This window comes from Dorea sp. AGR2135 (assembly GCF_000420885.1).
In the GTDB taxonomy this organism is placed as follows: domain Bacteria; phylum Bacillota; class Clostridia; order Lachnospirales; family Lachnospiraceae; genus Dorea; species Dorea formicigenerans.
Genome location: NZ_ATVU01000004.1, coordinates 42,592 through 60,451 on the forward strand (window position 1 = coordinate 42,592; position 17,860 = coordinate 60,451).

Sequence of the window (17,860 nt, forward strand, 5' to 3'; positions counted from 1 at the left end):
AGAATGTATTATGAAACAGGTATTAATTATAGCGGTTGTAGCAATTATTGCAGCAGTTAATTTTGTGATGTACTGCTGTCTGAGAGTAGCATCACAGGAAGATCAGATGTTGGAAAAACTGAGCAGGAGAAAGGAGTCAGAAAGCGATGGCGATTAGATATGCAGAGGACAAGCCGAAATCCTGTGAATATTGTTATTTCTGGAATGAAAAGAAAAAGGAATGCAGGCAGATGAGATGCTTTTATCAGCTTCCTGAAAAGCCACCTGATCCAGATCCGGCACACAGGTTTTGGGTTCCATGCAAAGGCTGTCCGTATGGAAGAAATCCCTGTATTGGCTATTGCATGGCTAAAATTCTAAAAGAGCAGAGGAAAAAACAATCTGGATAAGGACACATACATATTCCCGTATCACTACGGGGAGGAAGCAGAACAGTATACGTTCTATCGGATTCCCAAGATTCTCTTTACCAGTCCGGTATTTGGAAAACTGACCTGTGAAGCTAAGTTGTTGTATGGTCTATTGCTAGACCGGATGCAGTTATCTGTGAAGAATCGGTGGATGGATTCGGAGGGAAAAGTGTATATATATTTTTCGCAGGAGCAGATAGCAGGGCTTATGGGATGTGGAGTAAAAAAAGTTCGGTGCTTGTTAAAGGAACTGGATGACCGGAAAGGAATCGGATTGATTACGAGAGTCAGACAGGGATTGGGAAATCCCGATAGAATCTATGTAAAAAAATGCGTATCACCAGAACGGTTCAAAGAGAACTTCCGGACAGGTCAAAATGACTTCTCAGGAAAGGTACAAATGACCGATGCAGACAGGTGTAAACTGCCAGGTAATGATATAGAGGATAGTAATACTGAGAATAACGATACAGAGTATCTTTCTTTCTATTCAGATGCCAGTGAAGTGAAAAGGAAAGAAGCTGAAAGGAATGCTTATCAGCAGATTATCCTTGAACACATTGGATATGACTATATCGTAGATGATTTCAACCGGCATATGTTGGATGAGATTGTGGGGTTAATGGTAGATGTGGTGTGTTCGGAACAGGAGTTTATACGGATTGGAGGGGACAGAAAACCTTTATCCGTAGTAAAAAGCCAGTTTTTAAAACTGGATGCAGAGCATATTCGGTTCGTATTGCATTGCATGAAAGAAAATACCAGTAAAGTAGTAAATATGCGTCAGTATTTGTTGGCAGTATTATATAATGCACCGCTGACCATCAGCAATTATTACTCATCTTTGGTGCAGCATGATATGTACGAAGGGAATATATGAATTTTGGATTTTCAGGAAGGGAGTGATTCTATTGCAGGAAGAAGTAAATGAGAAAACCGTATCGTTATGTATCACTGGTGGAAAAGTGACAGTCCGTTTATTGAAACAGGCAATGATGCGTTTTCTGGCGGCAGTGGAGAAAGAAAAAGCAGAGAAAGCAAGAAAACAGCAGACAAAGGCACCTCCGGATAAAGAATATCATGGAAAGCAGAGTTTAAAGAAGCTGACACAGCAGAATATTCAACTTTCCAACATTGAGATTACAGATAATAACATTAAGGCTTTTGAAAAGGTTGCAAAAAAATATGGTATTGATTTCAGCCTAAAACGTGATAAGTCTGTAGATCCACCAAGATATTTTGTTTTCTTTAAGGCGAGAGATGTGGAGGTGATGACAGCAGCATTTCGGGAGTTTACCGGAAAGACACTGAATAAAACCAAGAAACCATCTGTCCGTAAGAAATTACAGCAGGCAATCACAGCCCGTAACCAGGACAAACAGAGAGAACGGGAGAAATCAAAAGAGAAGCAGAAGGAGCCAACATTATGAGTGGGATAAAAAATATAAAGAAAAAACTGAAAGGTTTTCGGGTGCGTCCCCCGAATGTGGAAGTAATAAAAAATGTTATGCTACATATACCGTATGTGATTGTGTTTTATGTGGTAAATAAATGTACCTGGCTTTATCAGTATTGCAGGGGCAGTACAGTAGTAGACAGGCTGATGGTCCTTCTTATGAATTATCCATTAGCTTTTAAGAAGCTGTTGCCAAGCATGAAGCTGAAAAGTCTGGTTGCGGGAACAATCGCAGCAGTTGGCATATGGGCAGTGGTATATTTCAAGGGAAAGAATGGAAAGAAGTTTCGCCAGGGGGAGGAATATGGTTCTGCCAGATGGGGAAATGAAAAGGATATAGCACCTTTTATTGATCCGGTCTTTGAGAATAATATTCTGCTGACACAAACGGAACGTCTGACCATGAACAGCAGACCAAAGAAACCGAAGTATGCCAGAAACAAGAATGTCATAGTGATCGGAGGTTCTGGTAGTGGAAAGACTCGATTTTATGTGAAACCGCAGCTTATGCAGATGCCGGATAATGTGAGTTTTGTGGTAACTGATCCAAAGGGGACTATCATCGTGGAATGTGGTAAAATGTTAGCACGAGGGACACCGAAGAAAGATAAAAATGGGAAGATTTTACGTGATAAAAATGGCAGAGTGGTAATGGCTCCTTATAAAATCAAGGTGCTGAATACCATCAATTTTGCCAAGAGTATGCACTATAACCCATTTCATTACATCCGTTCAGAAAAAGATATTTTGAAACTGGTAAATACGATCATGGTAAATACCAAGGGTGAGGGAGAAAAATCCTCGGAAGACTTCTGGACGAAAGCGGAACGTCTGCTGTATTGTGCTTTGATTGGTTATATCTATTATGAAGCACCAGAAGAAGAACAGAATTTCTCAACCCTGCTGGAATTTATCAATGCCAGTGAAACCAGGGAAGAAGATGAAGAGTTTAAAAATGCTGTGGATCTGTTATTTGAGGAGTTGGAAAGGGACGAGCCGAACCACTTTGCAGTAAGGCAGTATAAAAAATACAAACTGGCTGCAGGAAAAACGGCGAAGTCGATTTTGATTAGCTGTGGTGCCAGACTTGCTCCGTTTGATATTGCGGAACTTAGGGAACTGACTTCTTATGATGAAATGGAACTGGATATGATTGGAGATCAGAGAACGGCACTGTTTATTGTAATTTCGGATACAGACGATACTTTTAACTTTGTGGTTGCTATGATGTACAGTCAGCTTTTCAATCTGTTATGCGACAGAGCCGATGATGTTCATCATGGAAGACTGCCTTATCATGTGAGAATCCTTTGTGACGAGTTCGCAAATATCGGTCAGATTCCGAAGTTTGACAAGCTGATTGCAACGATCCGAAGCAGGGAAATTTCTGCTTCCATTATACTTCAGTCCCAGTCGCAGCTCAAGACAATTTACAAGGATGCAGCCGAAACCATTACGGGAAATTGTGACACAATGTTGTTCCTGGGAGGTAAGGAAAGTACCACTCTGAAAGAAATTTCAGAAACACTGGGTAAGGAAACCATTGACTTATATAACACTTCTGATACAAGAGGACAGAGCAGATCTTACGGTTTGAACTATCAGAAAACAGGAAAAGAATTGATGAGTCGGGATGAACTGGCAGTCATGGACGGTAACAAGTGTATTTTACAGCTTCGTGGTGTCCGTCCGTTTTACAGTGATAAATTTGACATTACAAAACATAAACGGTATAAGCAGTTATCCGATTATGATAAAAAGAATGAGTTCCATGTGGAAGAATACATGAAACATCAGATGGAAGCCCGGTTAGATCCGGAAGAACAGTTCGACCTTTATATGTATGAAGGCAGTGAACTGGAAGAACAATCAAATAATGAAAATGAAGGCACAGGGCATGTAACGTAAAACATACATAGCTCTTTTTTTATGCCCTTTTGGGAGGTAGCGATATGCACAAGCATGAAAGACCGCCCATCAGGGCGGAACCCTCCGAGTAGTAACCAGTAAAAAATCACAATGAAAAACAGGAGTTACGAAAGGAGAACATAGATTATGGCGTTTTTTACATCAGCAATTAATATTTTACAGACACTCGTTGTCGCAATCGGAGCAGGACTTGCAGTTTGGGGAGTTATCAATCTTCTGGAAGGTTATGGTAATGATAATCGTGCGACACGTTCGTAAGTGAAAAGCTTGCGCACAAAGTCGAAGGGCAATTGTAGCCCGAAACTTTGGAGAACTGATATTCCGATGGGTGAAATGAGGGGGTAACGTCCCGAAGCGCCACCCTAATACTCCGAATGGCGGGGAGCATGCAACGGCTCTCTCCAAAAGTTTATAGAGCTCGGTGAAGTCGGCAGAGAGCAACCGTAAGACTGGTTTCCAGACCAGACACGAAAGCTGTCCAGAGGTGGATGGTGTTGCCTATATGCCGGGGGTCGGATATCCATGGTGAGAATGTATGAAAATACTGACGAAATTCTGAATGTACGAGTCTAAACGTTGATGCTGTCGAAAGGCAGTACACCTTTCATGGTGGTATCTGTGGGCGAGTAAAATTGGTTGTTATGAAAGTCCATGCATCGTTACAGGCGGTGCGGTTATGCATGACCAGATACAGGCTTAGAGGAAGAACCTAAAGATATCCAATGATAGGAATATCGGAACGTGGAAAGCTGGGAACACGGAGGCGGTTGCAAGCCAGTGATGTGGTGGATGGGAATACCTTCGCGAGAGGGCAATAACCATTCTTTATTCCAGTGAGAGTAGTGGCACAGTACCTGTGAAGCCGTGAATAAGTAAGCGGTGGAGGGATAGCCACAAGTCGAATTCAGCAAAGAAAATGAAAACACAACAAACACAGCTTCGAGTATGACAAAGAAAATCCAAACCGAAGGGAGAGGATGCCTGTGTTGACTTCGGGGCAGCAAGAAAGGAAAAGTAAACAGAGAAAAATCCGCAACTCAGAGTATTACGACATGGAAGGTACTTTTGACAGGCTGTATGCAGAAAGTAAGAAAGATAAAACCTTCAACCATCTGATGGAAATCATCGAGAGTGAAGAAAATATCAAGCTTGCATACAGAACGATAAAGAAGAATACAGGAAGTGATACTTCGGGAGTGGATAAAAGGACGATAGCCGACCTTGCAAAGTTAAGCGAGGAAGAATACGTCCGTCTCATACGGAAACAATTCAGTAATTATCATCCACGACCCGTAAGGCGAATGGAGATACCAAAGCCCAATGGAAAGACCAGACCTCTGGGAATTCCAACTATCGTAGATCGGATCGTACAGCAATGTATTTTGCAGGTCATGGAGCCGATATGTGAAGCAAAATTCAGTGAGAACTCCAACGGGTTCCGCCCGAACCGTTCCGCTGAGACTGCTATTGCGCAATGCATGAGGCTGATACAGGTACAGCATCTGTACCATGTGGTTGACCTCGATATTAAAGGCTTCTTTGATAATATCAGCCATACAAAGCTGATTCGTCAGATATGGGCATTGGGAATCCGGGACAAAAAGCTGTTATGCATTATAAAAGAGATGCTGAAAGCACCTGTTGTTCTGCCAAATGGGGAGAAAACATATCCCACACGGGGTACCCCGCAAGGCGGTATTTTGTCGCCATTGCTTGCAAACATCGTATTGAATGAACTGGATTGGTGGATTGCTTCCCAGTGGGAGCAGATGCCAACAAAGACAAAATTCAAAACAAGGAGCAATGCGCAGGGAACAGAGATTAAGAGCCACGCCTACAGGGCTCTGCGCCGGAGCAGATTAAAAGAGATGCATGCAGTTCGGTACGCAGATGATTTTAAAATTTTCTGCGCAACACATGAGGATGCTGTCAGAGCATACAAGGCAACAGAGTTATGGCTAAAGGACAGGTTGGGGCTGGAAATCAGCCCTGACAAATCCAAAGTAGTTAATCTCAAAAGACAGTATTCTGATTTTCTCGGGTTCAAGCTGAAAGTCCGTAAAAAGGGTAAGAAATATGTGGTTCGGTCTCATATGAGCGATAAAGCATACAAAAAGGCGCATGAAAAAGTCTCGGAAGAAGTAAAGGAACTGGCTCATTCGTCAGATGATAATGCTCAGTTCATGCAGCTTCAGAAATATAACTCTGTAGTTGCCGGACTTCATGAATACTATTGTATTTCTACAGAAGTATCTCATGACTTCAGCAGACTTGCCTTCAGTATCAACAAACAGCTCAGAAACAGACTGAAAGGCGACTTATCCAAAAAGGGACAGCTCAGAAATGGGTTCATTAAAGAAAAGTATGGAGCAAGCAGACAGATGAGGTTCCTTCATGGACGTCCGGTGGTTCCACTGGGATATGTCCAGTCAAAGAATGCCCAGCATAAAAGGAAATCCATCAATAAATATACGGTCAAAGGTCGGGAACAGATTCATAAGAATCTTGCAATTGACACAGCTACAATGTTATGGCTGATGAGAAATCCTGTAAAGGGCAGAACCATTGAATATGCGGATAACCGTATTTCTTTGTATGCGGCACAGTATGGTAAATGTGCAGTGACAGGAATTCCGATGAATTCCCACGATATTCACTGCCACCATAAAGTACCGGTAAGCAATGGCGGTTCGGATGAATACGCAAATCTTATTCTTGTCAGCAAAGCGGTTCATATCCTTATCCATGCTTCTTCAGAACCTACGATTGAGAAGTACCTGAAATCCTTAAATCTTGACAATAAACAAATAGAAAAGCTTAACAAACTTCGTACTATGGCGGAAATGCCACCTATTACTCTTTGAATTTAATGCTGTAACGAAGTGTGTAAGTTGTGTTTAAAAGCCCTGGACGGCTGAATTCGATGGAGCGCCGTGTGCGGTGAAAGTCGCATGCACGGTGTGGAGCGGGGGAAAATCCGGAGATAACTTCAAAGGATTACCTATCGCTATCGGGTGCGAAGTCACAGGGAATCAAGCAGCTTATGGCAGGTGGAGGTGTCGTTTTAATCGGTACACAGCTTGTACCATTACTGGCGAATTTATTTTAGCCGGGGCAGTAAGAAAGGAGAACACGCATGGATAAGATTTTTGAGTCCATAGAAGAATGGATGCGTAACCTCCTTACAGGCATGGTCAGCTCAAACCTGACGAACATGTTTACCGATGTAAATGAAAAAACCGGTGATATTGCAAGTCAGGTTGGGCAAACGCCCCAGGGATGGAATGGCAGTATATTTAGTCTGATTCAGAATCTGTCAGATTCTGTGATCGTGCCGATTGCCGGGATGATTATAACCTTTGTGCTGTGTTATGAGCTGATTTCCATGCTCACAGAGAAGAACAACATGCATGACATTGATACATGGATGTTCTTCAAATATTTTTTTAAAATGTGGGTTGCAGTCTGGTTCGTAAGTAATGCATTCACAATTACTATGGCAATTTTTGATGTGGGACAGAATGTAGTGAACCGGGCAGCAGGAGTGATCAATCATCAGACAGCAATTAATATTGATTCGGTGGTCACTTCAATGGAAACGGCAATGGAATCAATGGAAGTAGGGGAACTGGTCATACTGGCACTGGAAACACTTCTGGCAAGCCTGTGTTTAAAGGTTATTTCCGTTTTTATAACGGTCATTCTTTATGGACGTATGATTGAGATTTACTTGTATTCGTCAATCGGTGCAATTCCGTTTGCAACAATGAGCAATCGGGAATGGGGACAGATTGGCAGCAATTACTTAAGAGGATTGTTCGCATTGGCATTCCAGGGATTTTTTATCATGGTGTGTGTGGGCATTTATTCCGTACTGGTTGCTAATATACAGGTATCAGATAACGTGCATACAGCATTGCTCAGTGTAATGGCTTATACGGTTGTACTTTGCTTCAGCCTTATGAAAACAGCCAATTTCTCAAAGAGTGTGTTTAACACACATTAAATATAAAAAAGGAGATGATAGAAAATGGCTTTTGTATCAGTACCCAAAGATCTGACGAAAGTTAAAAATAAGATTATTCTGAACCTCACAAAACGTCAGCTTATCTGTCTTGGCATTGCAGCGGCAGTAGGGCTTCCATTTTATTTCCTGGCAAGAGGATTGATTGGTTCAAGTAATGCGGCAACCGGAATGTGTTTGTTGATGCTTCCGGCTTTTTTGTTTGCCATGTATGAGAAAGACGGACTTCCTTTAGAAAAAGTCCTGAAAAATATGATTACAGTAAAATTTATCCGTCCTCCGTTGCGAAAGTATGAGGTGGAAAATATGTATGAGAAAAGAAAAATTATAACAAAATCGAAGGGAGGTACAGTTCGTGGAAAGAAGAGAAAATGATAAATTGCTGCCAGAACATGCCAAAGATGCTTCTTATCCAGAGGACTGGTGGTTAGATGAAGCAGATTCTGCTGATGGTTTACCAGTGTTTGCCATGGATGAAGCAGAAGATTTTGTCAAGGACAGACAGCGTTTGAAGGGAGTACCTATGGTTACAGGGTATGAAGCACTGGAGCGACATCGGGGTATCCGCAGACCAAGACGTAAATTAAGCAGACGAGAGCAGCGAGCCTGGGAAAAAGCACAGAAGTATGAAGCAAAACTTCATAAGGCACACGAAAAAGAAGATAAAAAACGTGCAAAGCAGGAGGCAAAGCTAGCAGCTCGTGAAGAAAAAGCAGCAAAGAAACAGGCGAAAAAAGAGAATAAATATAAAAAGAAGATGAAACCAGCAGTGTCATCTTCTGTAAAATCCAATGGTAAAAAGGGAGCTGTAAAAAAAGTAAACAGGAATACGAGTGGTGGAAATAAAGAAAAGAAGATTACCGCACAACAGTCTATTCCATACAGAGAAATGGGAAAAGACGGTATCTGTCGTGTGGAAGATGGTTATTATTCCAAGACCATCCGTTTTTATGATATTAACTATCAGTTGGCACAGAACGAAGATAAAAATGCGATTTTTGAAAACTGGTGTGATTTCCTGAACTATTTTGACAGTACGATTCATTTCCAGTTGTCCTTTATCAATCATCACAGCAATATGGCAGAATATGAAGATGTGATTCGCATTAAGAAGCAGAATGACAGTTTTGATGATCTGCGTATGGAGTTTGCTCAGATGCTCAGAAACCATTTGGCAAAGGGAAATAATGGTCTTGTCAGAACAAAGTATCTTACATTTGGAATCGAAGCAGACAATATCCGGGAAGCAAAACCGAAACTGGAGCGTATCGAAACGGATATTCTCAATAACTTTAAGGTATTAGGGGTGTCTGCTTATCCGTTGAATGGCGTGGAGCGTTTGCAGATTATGTATGAAACGTTCAACCAGGACAATAAAGTTCCGTTCCGGTTCAGCTATGACGATGTGCTGCGTACCGGACTGAATACCAAGGACTATATCGCACCATCCAGTTTTGTGTTTAAGAACGGAAAAGATTTTCAGATGGGAGATACTATCGGGGCAGTATCCTACCTGCAGATTTTGGCACCGGAGCTGACTGATAAAATGCTTGCGGAATTTCTGGAAATGGACTGCAATCTGCTTGTGAATCTTCACATCCAGTCCATCGACCAGATGAAAGCGATTAAGTTGGTAAAAGCAAAGGTTACAGATATTAACAGGATGAAAATTGAGGAGCAGAAAAAAGCAGTTCGTTCCGGATATGATATGGATATTATCCCGTCTGATTTGAATACTTACGGAGGGGAAGCAAAGAGGCTTCTGGAAGATTTGCAATCCAGGAATGAGAGAATGTTTCTTGTGACGGTGGTGTTTTTAAATACTGCAAAAAATAAACAGGAACTGGAAAATGTGGTATTTCAGACCGCAGGTATTGCACAGAAATATAATTGTGCATTAAAGAGGCTTGATTATCAGCAGGAACCGGGACTTATGAGCAGTCTGCCACTTGGAAAAAACTGGATTCCTATTAAAAGAGCATTAACGACAACTTCAACAGCGATTTTTGTTCCGTTCACGACACAGGAATTATTTATGGGTGGAGAATCCATTTACTACGGTCTGAATGCCTTGTCTAACAACCTGATTATGGCTGACAGGAAGAAACTGAAAAACCCGAATGGCTTGATCGTGGGTACTCCGGGAGCTGGTAAGTCCTTTGCGGCAAAACGTGAAATTACCAATGTTTTTATCGTGACAAAGGACGATATTATTATCTGTGATCCAGAAGGCGAGTATTTTCCCATAGTCCGGGCATTCAATGGACAGGTTGTTCGTATTTCGCCAACTAGTCATGATTATATCAATCCGATGGATATTAACACCAATTATGCGGATGATGACGATCCGTTATCTCTGAAATCAGATTTTATTCTTTCACTTTGTGAACTGGTAGTAGGTGGGAAGAATGGCTTGGAGCCAGTAGAAAAGACGATTATTGACCGTTGTGTCCGCTTGGTATATCAGGACTATCTTGCAGATCCGGTTCCAGAGAAGATGCCGATACTGGAGGATTTATACAATCTGCTTCGCAAGCAGGAAGAACCAGAGTCACAGCGTCTGGCAACGGCACTGGAAATCTATGTTAATGGTTCTCTTAAAGTATTCAACCATCGCACGAATGTTGAGTTGAATAACCGTCTGGTATGTTTCGACATTAAAGACCTTGGTAAGCAACTTAAAAAACTTGGTATGCTGATTGTTCAGGATCAGGTCTGGAACAGGGTAACAGTCAATCGTGCTGCACATAAATCTACCAGATATTACATTGATGAGTTTCACTTGCTGCTGAAAGAAGAACAGACAGCAGCATATAGCGTGGAAATCTGGAAGAGGTTCCGTAAGTGGGGCGGTATTCCGACTGGTATCACACAGAATGTAAAAGACCTGCTTGCTTCAAGAGAAATCGAGAACATCTTTGAAAACTCTGATTTTATTCTGATGCTTAACCAGGCATCCGGGGACAGACAGATTCTTGCCAAACAGCTTAACATCTCTCCGCATCAGCTTTCCTATGTGACAAACAGTGGAGCAGGAGAAGGCTTGATTTTTTATGGAAATACAATTATTCCGTTTAAGGACAGATTTGATAATTCTCTTATGCTGTATGCGTTAATGTCATCGAAACCGGAAGATGTGGAAAAACGTGAAAAACTTGGCATCAAAGACAGGGACGATTAACAGGAGGAGTGGCAGAGTGAGGCGGTTTATAGCAGGAATATTGATGATTGTTTCGATTATTTTACTTACTATCAGTATTTACTTTCTGATGGGAATGTTCATACAGGAAAGACAGGACAATCAGTTACAGCAAGAGTTGCAGGAACTTATGCAGGAGAAAGAGGACGAGCCGGGAGAAAATTCTTCCGGCGATTCTTTTATAGAAGTAGATGCTGGAATACTGGCATTGCATGAGGAAAATCCAGATTGTATTGGGTGGCTTACGATTGAGGGAACAAAGATAGACTACCCAGTTATGTACAGGCCCGGAGATAAGAATTATTATCTGCATCGGGATTTTAATGGGGACTACTCAGCAAATGGCTGTCTGTTTCTTGCTGAGGAATGTGTGCCGGGAGATTCAGACAACCTGATTATCTATGGGCATCATATGAACAGTGGGAAGATGTTTGCTGATCTTGAAAAATATAAAGACAAGGGATTTTATGAGGAGCATCCAACAATCCTGTTCCGTACCATATGGGGAAATGAACAGTATCAGATATTATCAGCATTTACAACACCGGTTTATACCGGAAATGACTTTAACTATTACAGTTTTATAAAAGCACAGAAAGGGGCAGATTATGAGTACTTTATTAGAGAAATTAAGCGAAAAGCAATCTATGAAACCGGAATCACAGCAGAATATGGGGACAAGCTGCTTACATTGTCCACATGCGAATATTCACAGCGGAATGGGCGTATGGTCGTGGTTGCAAAAAAAATTCAGCAAAATGAAAGCCGAGAAAGAACCGGAAGAATTTGAATTTGGCTACGAAGATCTGACGAAGGACTGGTTTGATGAGATAAGTGATATGGAAGAACCGGAAGAGAAAATTAAGTGCGATGAAAATGATTTTTTTGATAATGAGCAGGACAGTGTAGAGCCGGATTCTAAACCAGATAAAGCAAGAACAGGAGGTATCTGGGACTGGGACAGCGAAGACTACTGGGCTTATGGGGAATCTGAAAGATCACTTTTAGAAATGGCGCATAAGGATATGCTTTGTATTGCTGGTCTGTTAGAAGTAATGGATTCATTGGCTCTGCTTGCAGATACGCAGGGGCGAGAGTTACAGAGTGGTCTTTCTGATGTTTCAGTGAAATTAAAGGATAAGGCGATTGCCATTGAAAACAGATGGAACACGTTTCTGAACAAAAATTATGAAATCAGGAGATGATGACCATGCAGGAGCATGAATATAAAGCAAGGGATAAAACTGTCCAGAAGATGAGCCGGGATGGACTTCGGGAAGAAAATCTTCGCAGTAAAAAGGAGAAGCGAATTACCAGACGCGAGGCAGATGAGAAGAAAACAGCCGGACACAGGGAACAGGAGCTGGATTTTGGAAAGGCAAGAAAAGCTCATACTGCAGAAGAACCAGTAGAGGAAGGAACAGAGGGAAAACACAGGTTACAGTCAAGACACGCTTTTCTGGAACAGGAAAAAATTGCGGATGCGGATGAAATGGAAAACTCAGAAATGAGTGAGGATAAGGCAGACGGGGAGAAATCTCCGTCTGTTTCACGTTCCAGACTTCGTAAAGAAAGTATCCGGGGACATCCGGGACAGGATGCTGAACGTGATTCTGAAACACCGGAACCAGACAGGCAGAGCCGAAAGAAAAAGATGGTCACAGCCTATGCAGCAAAAGAGCAGAAACGCTACCATGAAAAGTCAGAAGTTGATGAAAAATCAATGGAAGATTTTCGGGAAGAGATCAAAGGCAAGACGAAAAGGGAACAGACGCTAAAAGAACAGAAGAAATCAAAATTCCGTCTTTCCTTTGAAGATGAAGGCAAAGGTATGATTCCAGGCAGTGGAATGGCAAGAAAGGGTGCAACCGTTGTTTCTGAAACGGCATCTGCCTATGGTCAGAAAAAGATCAGAGAGGATACCGACGATAATGCGGCTCTTGATGCAGCAGAGCAAATGGAACTTGCGGGAGAAAGTCTTGCAAGAAAGTCAATTTACGTCCGGGAACGGTTAAAAGAGAACCGGCAGAGAAATAACCGGTTAAGGGAATCTGTGCTGGAAGAAATGGAAAAATCCCGCTTGCAGTTTGGAACTAGTGCTTCCAATGAGGCAAAAAAGGCGGTTCAGAAAGAAGCAGAGCAGAAAAAACAGTCTGCCTTAAAGAAATTACTGCAGAAAAAGCGTTACCAGAAACAGTATCAGGCTGCGAAACAGGGAAAGGCTACGAAAGATGCAGTGTTTGTAAATGCACAGCGATTTACGGAGAAAGCCAAGGCAGCAGTCAAGGAGATTGTGGCGCAGAACCGGAATATCCTTCTGACGATAGGAGTTATGGTTCTGCTTTTTGCATTGATGGCAACGAGTCTGTCAAGTTGCGCTGCATTATTCCAGGGAGGTTCCAATGCCATTATTTCTACCAGTTATTCCAGTGAGGATGAAGATATTTATGCTGCGGAAAATGCTTATGTAGCATTGGAAAATGCACTGAATGAGCAGATCAATCAGATGAAGGCAAACCATTCCGACTATGATGAGTTCCAGTTCCAGATTGATGAGATTGGACACAACCCGTATCAACTTATTTCTTACTTGACAGTCAAGTATGGCGGTTTTACCTATGCAGAGGTTGCAGATGAGATCCAGGAGATTTTTAAGGAACAGTATGGGTTGTATACGGACTCGACACGAGAAACTGTAACAGAAAAGAAAAAGGTCAGGGTTGGGGAATCACTGGGACAGGTGGTAACCAGCGGATATTGTAACTGTTCAATCTGTTGCGGGCAGTGGAGTGGTGGTCCGACTGCAAGTGGCGCATATCCACAGGCTAATCATACGATTGCAGTAGATGCTTCCAATCCATTTGTGCCTATGGGAACCCATGTCATTATGAATGGAGTGGAATATGTAGTAGAAGATACGGGAGCATTTGCAAAATATGGTGTTCAGTTTGATGTATATTATGGTGATCATGCTTCTGCATCAGCACATGGGCATCAGACCTGGGAAGCGTACATAGCAGACAGCAACGGAAGTCAGGAAGTAGAAGTAACAACGACAAGAGAAGTGAACCGTTTGGATGTAACACTCACGAACCATAATCTGGATGCAGTTTTAAGAAACCGTATGACAGATAAGGAACAGGAGCAGTATGACGCTTACAACAAATACTATGGAAATCGTGATTATCTGTTTGACCTTAACTCAATTCCGACAGGCGGGGCAGGCTTTGGATATGATATTCCGGCAGAAGCACTTTCTGATCCGCAGTTTGCCAAGATGATTCGGGAAGCAGAAAAATATCTGGGTTATCCGTATGTGTGGGGCGGTGCATCTCCATCTACCAGTTTTGATTGTTCCGGTTTCGTATGTTGGGTAATCAATAACTGCGGAAATGGCTGGAATGTAGGAAGAACAACGGCAGATGGGCTTCGGTCTTATTGTTCCTATGTATCTCCATCTGATGCAAAGCCAGGAGATCTGATCTTTTTCCAGGGAACTTATGATACGCCGGGAGCGAGCCATGTTGGAATTTATGTAGGAAATAATATGATGATCCATTGTGGAAACCCGATTCAGTATACGAGCATTGCAAGCTCTTACTGGCAGCAACACTTTATGGCATTTGGAAGGCTTCATTAGAAGGGAGTGATGGAATATGAACATGCGATTAAAAAAGGTTCTGGATGATATTCAGAAAACTGAAGATAAGATTCTGGAATTACAGGAATATGTAAAGAAACTAAAAATCCAGAAAAAGCAGATGGAGGATGCAGAAATCATCAAGGCGATCCGTTCCATGAAAATGGACAGCCGAGAGATGCTGACTTTTCTGGATGGGATTCAGAACGGAACAGTTACCATGCAGTTTGATGAGGAGGGCAATCTCTCTATGGACAGTTCCGAAACAGACGCAAAGAAAGAAGAAAGTCTGGAGAGAAATGTGGCAACCGGACAGGTAGAAGAAAGTGAGGATTTGGAAGATGAAGAATAAGGTAATGAAAAAAATTTTGATGGTCATGCTGTCAGCTACGATGCTGATTGGTTCTGCCAGTGTGACTGCTTTTGCACAGGCAAATGAAAATGCAGAGCAGACCGAAGCAACAGAGCAGGTCATAGAAGAACAGCCTGCAGAGCAGCCTGCCACAGAAGGAACACCGTTTTCTACACCGGGAAACGGACAGCTTGTGGATGATAAGGAGAATGACAATACCAAGCAGTTTCTGACTGTACAGACAAAGAATGGAAATACCTTTTATATGGTCATTGACCGTTCCGGTACTTCTGAAAATGTGTACATGATGTCACTTGTGGATGAAAATGACCTGGCAGAGTTCTTAGATGAAACCAAAGAAACGGAAAAGAAAGAGGAATCTGCGGTTGTTCTTCCAGAAACGACTACAACACCAGAACCGGAAACTACAGCACAGCCGGAAACAGAGGTAAAGCAGGAATCTGGCATTAACAAGATGATTGGATGGATTGCTTTGGGAGCAGTTGCAACGCTGGCATTGGGTGGTCTTGGCATGTTCGCTTTTGGAAAATTGAGAAAGAAAAAAGAGGACGGCATTGTAGAGGAAGGTCTGGAATTTGCTGATGACAGTTACATCAATGAAGATGAAGAAAATGCAGAGAATCAGCAGAAATAACAAAAAATCATAAGGTATGGAGAAAGGGCAGTTCTTTTGGGACTGCCTTTTTGACAGGAACAGGAGAAAAATATGGCAAAATTTTTAGTGATTGCAGAGAAACCAAGTGTAGCACAGAGCCTTGCAAAGAATTTATCTGCATATCAGAGAGAGGACGGCTATCTGGAGGGGAACAGTTGCATTGTCAGTTGGTGCCTGGGACATCTGGCAGAATATGCACCACCAGAAATTTATGATGAAAAATATGAAAAATGGCAGTTTGAGGATTTACCGATCATCCCGGAAGTATGGAAAGTGCAGGTATCAGAGGATAAAAAGAAGCAGTTTGAAGTATTGTGCAGCTTAATGAATCGGGAAGATGTGGCGTATCTGGTCAATGGCTGTGACGCCGGGCGAGAGGGAGAACTGATTTTTAAAAGAGTTTATGATCTGGCAGGCTGTCAAAAACCAGTGAAGCGTCTGTGGATCAGTTCAATGGAAGATGAAGCAATTCAGAAAGGCTTCCAGACCTTAAAGGACGGGAAAGAATACGCAGGTCTTTGTAATGCTGCGGTGTGCAGAGCGCAGGCAGACTGGCTGATCGGAATGAACGCAACGAGAGCCTATACAACCAGATATTTTAAACGCCTGGTGGTCGGCAGGGTACAGACACCAACGCTTTCCATGCTGACAGAAAGAAAAGAGAAAATCGAGCATTTCAAGAAAGAAGCCTATTATAAGGTTTCTCTGTCAGATGGGAAACTTACAGTAACATCAGAAAATATCCAGTCTGAAGCAGAAGCAGACGAATTAAGAAAACTTTGTGATGGGGAAGAAGCAATGGTTACAAAAGTAAAAAAGGCGCAGAAACGAATTTCACCGCCGAAACTTTATGATCTGACCAGTCTGCAGAGAGAGGCGAACCGTTATTTTGGATACACCGCTCAGAAAACACTGGATATGCTGCAGGAACTGTATGAGGAAAAGATGGTTACATATCCGAGAACGGATAGCCAGTATGTAACGGAAGATATGAAAGAAACGGTAGAAACACTTGTAGATGAAATGACAGATTTTCTCCCATTTTTGAAATCTGAACAGTCTGGAGGAAATGCAGAGCGTGTAATCAATAATACAAAAGTATCAGACCACCATGCAATCCTGCTGACAAAAGAGGCAGTAGAAAAAGGTATGGGAGGACTTTCAGATGGAAAGAAAAATCTTATGATGCTGATTGGACAGCAGCTTGTACAGGCAACCGGAGAAGATTACCTTTATGAGCAGACTGAAATTTCTGTACAGTGCAAAGAACATGAATTTGCTACGAAAGGAAAGCTGCCTGTGCAGATGGGATTTAAAGAAGTGGAAGAAGCCTTTCGGAAATATTGTGTGAAGGATAAGAAATCTGATGAACCAGATAATAAGACAGGACTTCCAGAAGTGTATGAGGAGGGAATGATTCTTGTTTCTGTGAAAGCAGAGAAGAGTACCCATTACACTTCCCCACCGAAGATGTTTACCGAAGATACTCTGCTTGCTGCGATGGAAACAGCGGGAAATAAGGAATTTGATTCTGAAACAGAGAAAAAGGGACTTGGGACACCGGCAACCAGAGCTAATATTATTGAGAAACTGGTATCTTCCGGGTATGCAGAACGTAAAGGAAAACAGATTCTTCCTACGGCGGCAGGCTGTGAGCTGATTCATGTAATGACGGAGAATCTGAAATCTGCAAGCCTGACAGCAGAATGGGAGAATCAGCTTCTGATGATGGAAAAGGGAAAAGTTCGGGATGATGAATTTATGGATGGGATTGTATCTATGATTACTGAGATCCTTTCTGTATGCAGGGCGATTCCGGAAGAAGAACGAAGTCGTTTTCAGACTGCAAGGGAAGTAATCGGGAAATGTCCAATATGCGGTTCCGATGTATATGAGGGTAAGAGCAATTATTACTGTTCTGACAGAAGCTGTCCGTTTGCTTTATGGAAGTCAAATAGGTTTCTGGAAAGTATGAAAAAATCAATGGATAAAAAGATGGCTGTGGAGCTTCTGAAAAGGGGACGTACTCATATAAAAGGACTGTATTCCAAGAAAAAAGACAGCAAATTTGATGCTGACCTTGTACTTGGGGTGGAAGATGGAAAAGCCAGATTCAGTCTGGAATTTCCTAAAAAGAAAACAAACAGCAACAAAAAGAAAAAATAAAGAACTGA

At 42.1% G+C, this 17,860-nt stretch carries 15 protein-coding genes and 2 pseudogenes; all 17 read left to right on the plus strand.

From position 1 onward, the window contains the following. The first annotated feature begins 10 nt into the window (after positions 1-10). The 17 genes and pseudogenes from G593_RS20470 to G593_RS0103965 all read left to right on the plus strand — a co-directional run bounded on the left by G593_RS20470 (position 11) and on the right by G593_RS0103965 (position 17,852). Complete coding sequence (locus G593_RS20470; RefSeq protein WP_172677208.1) at positions 11-157, plus strand: hypothetical protein; 147 nt, start codon at positions 11-13, stop codon at positions 155-157. Continuing rightward, positions 147-389 (plus strand): hypothetical protein, encoded by a 243-nt coding sequence (locus tag G593_RS0103895; RefSeq protein ID WP_029730830.1) that lies wholly within the window; start codon positions 147-149, stop codon positions 387-389. The genes G593_RS20470 and G593_RS0103895 overlap by 11 nt, the downstream gene beginning before the upstream one ends. A gap of 61 nt (positions 390-450) precedes the next feature. Then, on the plus strand, positions 451-1,290 hold the full coding sequence (locus tag G593_RS0103900; protein WP_255348523.1) for a DUF6017 domain-containing protein: 840 nt from the start codon (positions 451-453) through the stop codon (positions 1,288-1,290). Positions 1,291-1,321: 31 nt separating this feature from the next. Continuing rightward, entirely contained in the window at positions 1,322-1,840 is a 519-nt protein-coding gene (locus tag G593_RS0103905) for a PcfB family protein (protein ID WP_029730832.1), read from the plus strand. 77 nt (positions 1,841-1,917) lie between these two features. Then, a complete protein-coding gene (locus G593_RS0103910) occupies positions 1,918-3,774 on the plus strand; it encodes a VirD4-like conjugal transfer protein, CD1115 family (RefSeq protein ID WP_442852369.1) in 1,857 nt (618 codons plus the stop codon). Between the two features lie 147 nt (positions 3,775-3,921). Continuing rightward, positions 3,922-4,050: pseudogene (locus G593_RS19255) on the plus strand (Maff2 family mobile element protein); the annotation flags it as partial. A 722-nt stretch (positions 4,051-4,772) separates the two neighbouring features. Beyond that, positions 4,773-6,659: a group II intron reverse transcriptase/maturase gene (gene ltrA / locus G593_RS0103920; protein ID WP_029730835.1), complete on the plus strand. Its 1,887-nt coding sequence runs from the start codon at positions 4,773-4,775 to the stop codon at positions 6,657-6,659. Positions 6,660-6,808: 149 nt separating this feature from the next. After that, positions 6,809-6,904: pseudogene (locus G593_RS19260) on the plus strand (Maff2 family mobile element protein); the annotation flags it as partial. A gap of 27 nt (positions 6,905-6,931) precedes the next feature. After that, positions 6,932-7,801 carry a VirB6/TrbL-like conjugal transfer protein, CD1112 family gene (locus tag G593_RS0103925; protein WP_029730836.1) on the plus strand — a complete coding sequence of 290 codons (870 nt, stop codon included), beginning with the start codon at positions 6,932-6,934 and terminating at the stop codon, positions 7,799-7,801. 24 nt (positions 7,802-7,825) lie between these two features. Continuing rightward, a complete protein-coding gene (locus G593_RS0103930) occupies positions 7,826-8,194 on the plus strand; it encodes a PrgI family protein (RefSeq protein ID WP_029730837.1) in 369 nt (122 codons plus the stop codon). A gap of 382 nt (positions 8,195-8,576) precedes the next feature. Beyond that, a complete protein-coding gene (locus G593_RS0103935) occupies positions 8,577-11,000 on the plus strand; it encodes a VirB4-like conjugal transfer ATPase, CD1110 family (protein WP_330360793.1) in 2,424 nt (807 codons plus the stop codon). 16 nt (positions 11,001-11,016) lie between these two features. Further along, entirely contained in the window at positions 11,017-11,808 is a 792-nt protein-coding gene (gene srtB / locus G593_RS0103940; RefSeq protein ID WP_029730839.1) for a class B sortase, read from the plus strand. Beyond that, positions 11,777-12,223, plus strand: a complete 447-nt coding sequence (locus G593_RS0103945) for a hypothetical protein (RefSeq protein WP_029730840.1) — start codon at positions 11,777-11,779, stop codon at positions 12,221-12,223. Before srtB ends, G593_RS0103945 begins: the two co-directional genes overlap by 32 nt. A 5-nt stretch (positions 12,224-12,228) precedes the next feature. Continuing rightward, on the plus strand, positions 12,229-14,658 hold the full coding sequence (locus G593_RS0103950) for a C40 family peptidase (protein ID WP_029730841.1): 2,430 nt from the start codon (positions 12,229-12,231) through the stop codon (positions 14,656-14,658). A 16-nt stretch (positions 14,659-14,674) separates the two neighbouring features. Then, a complete protein-coding gene (locus G593_RS0103955) occupies positions 14,675-15,010 on the plus strand; it encodes a DUF4315 family protein (protein WP_029730842.1) in 336 nt (111 codons plus the stop codon). Continuing rightward, a complete protein-coding gene (locus tag G593_RS0103960) occupies positions 15,000-15,665 on the plus strand; it encodes a CD1107 family mobile element protein (protein ID WP_029730843.1) in 666 nt (221 codons plus the stop codon). Before G593_RS0103955 ends, G593_RS0103960 begins: the two co-directional genes overlap by 11 nt. Before the next feature lie 72 nt (positions 15,666-15,737). Then, positions 15,738-17,852 carry a type IA DNA topoisomerase gene (locus G593_RS0103965; protein WP_029730844.1) on the plus strand — a complete coding sequence of 705 codons (2,115 nt, stop codon included), beginning with the start codon at positions 15,738-15,740 and terminating at the stop codon, positions 17,850-17,852. Positions 17,853-17,860: the final 8 nt, after the last annotated feature.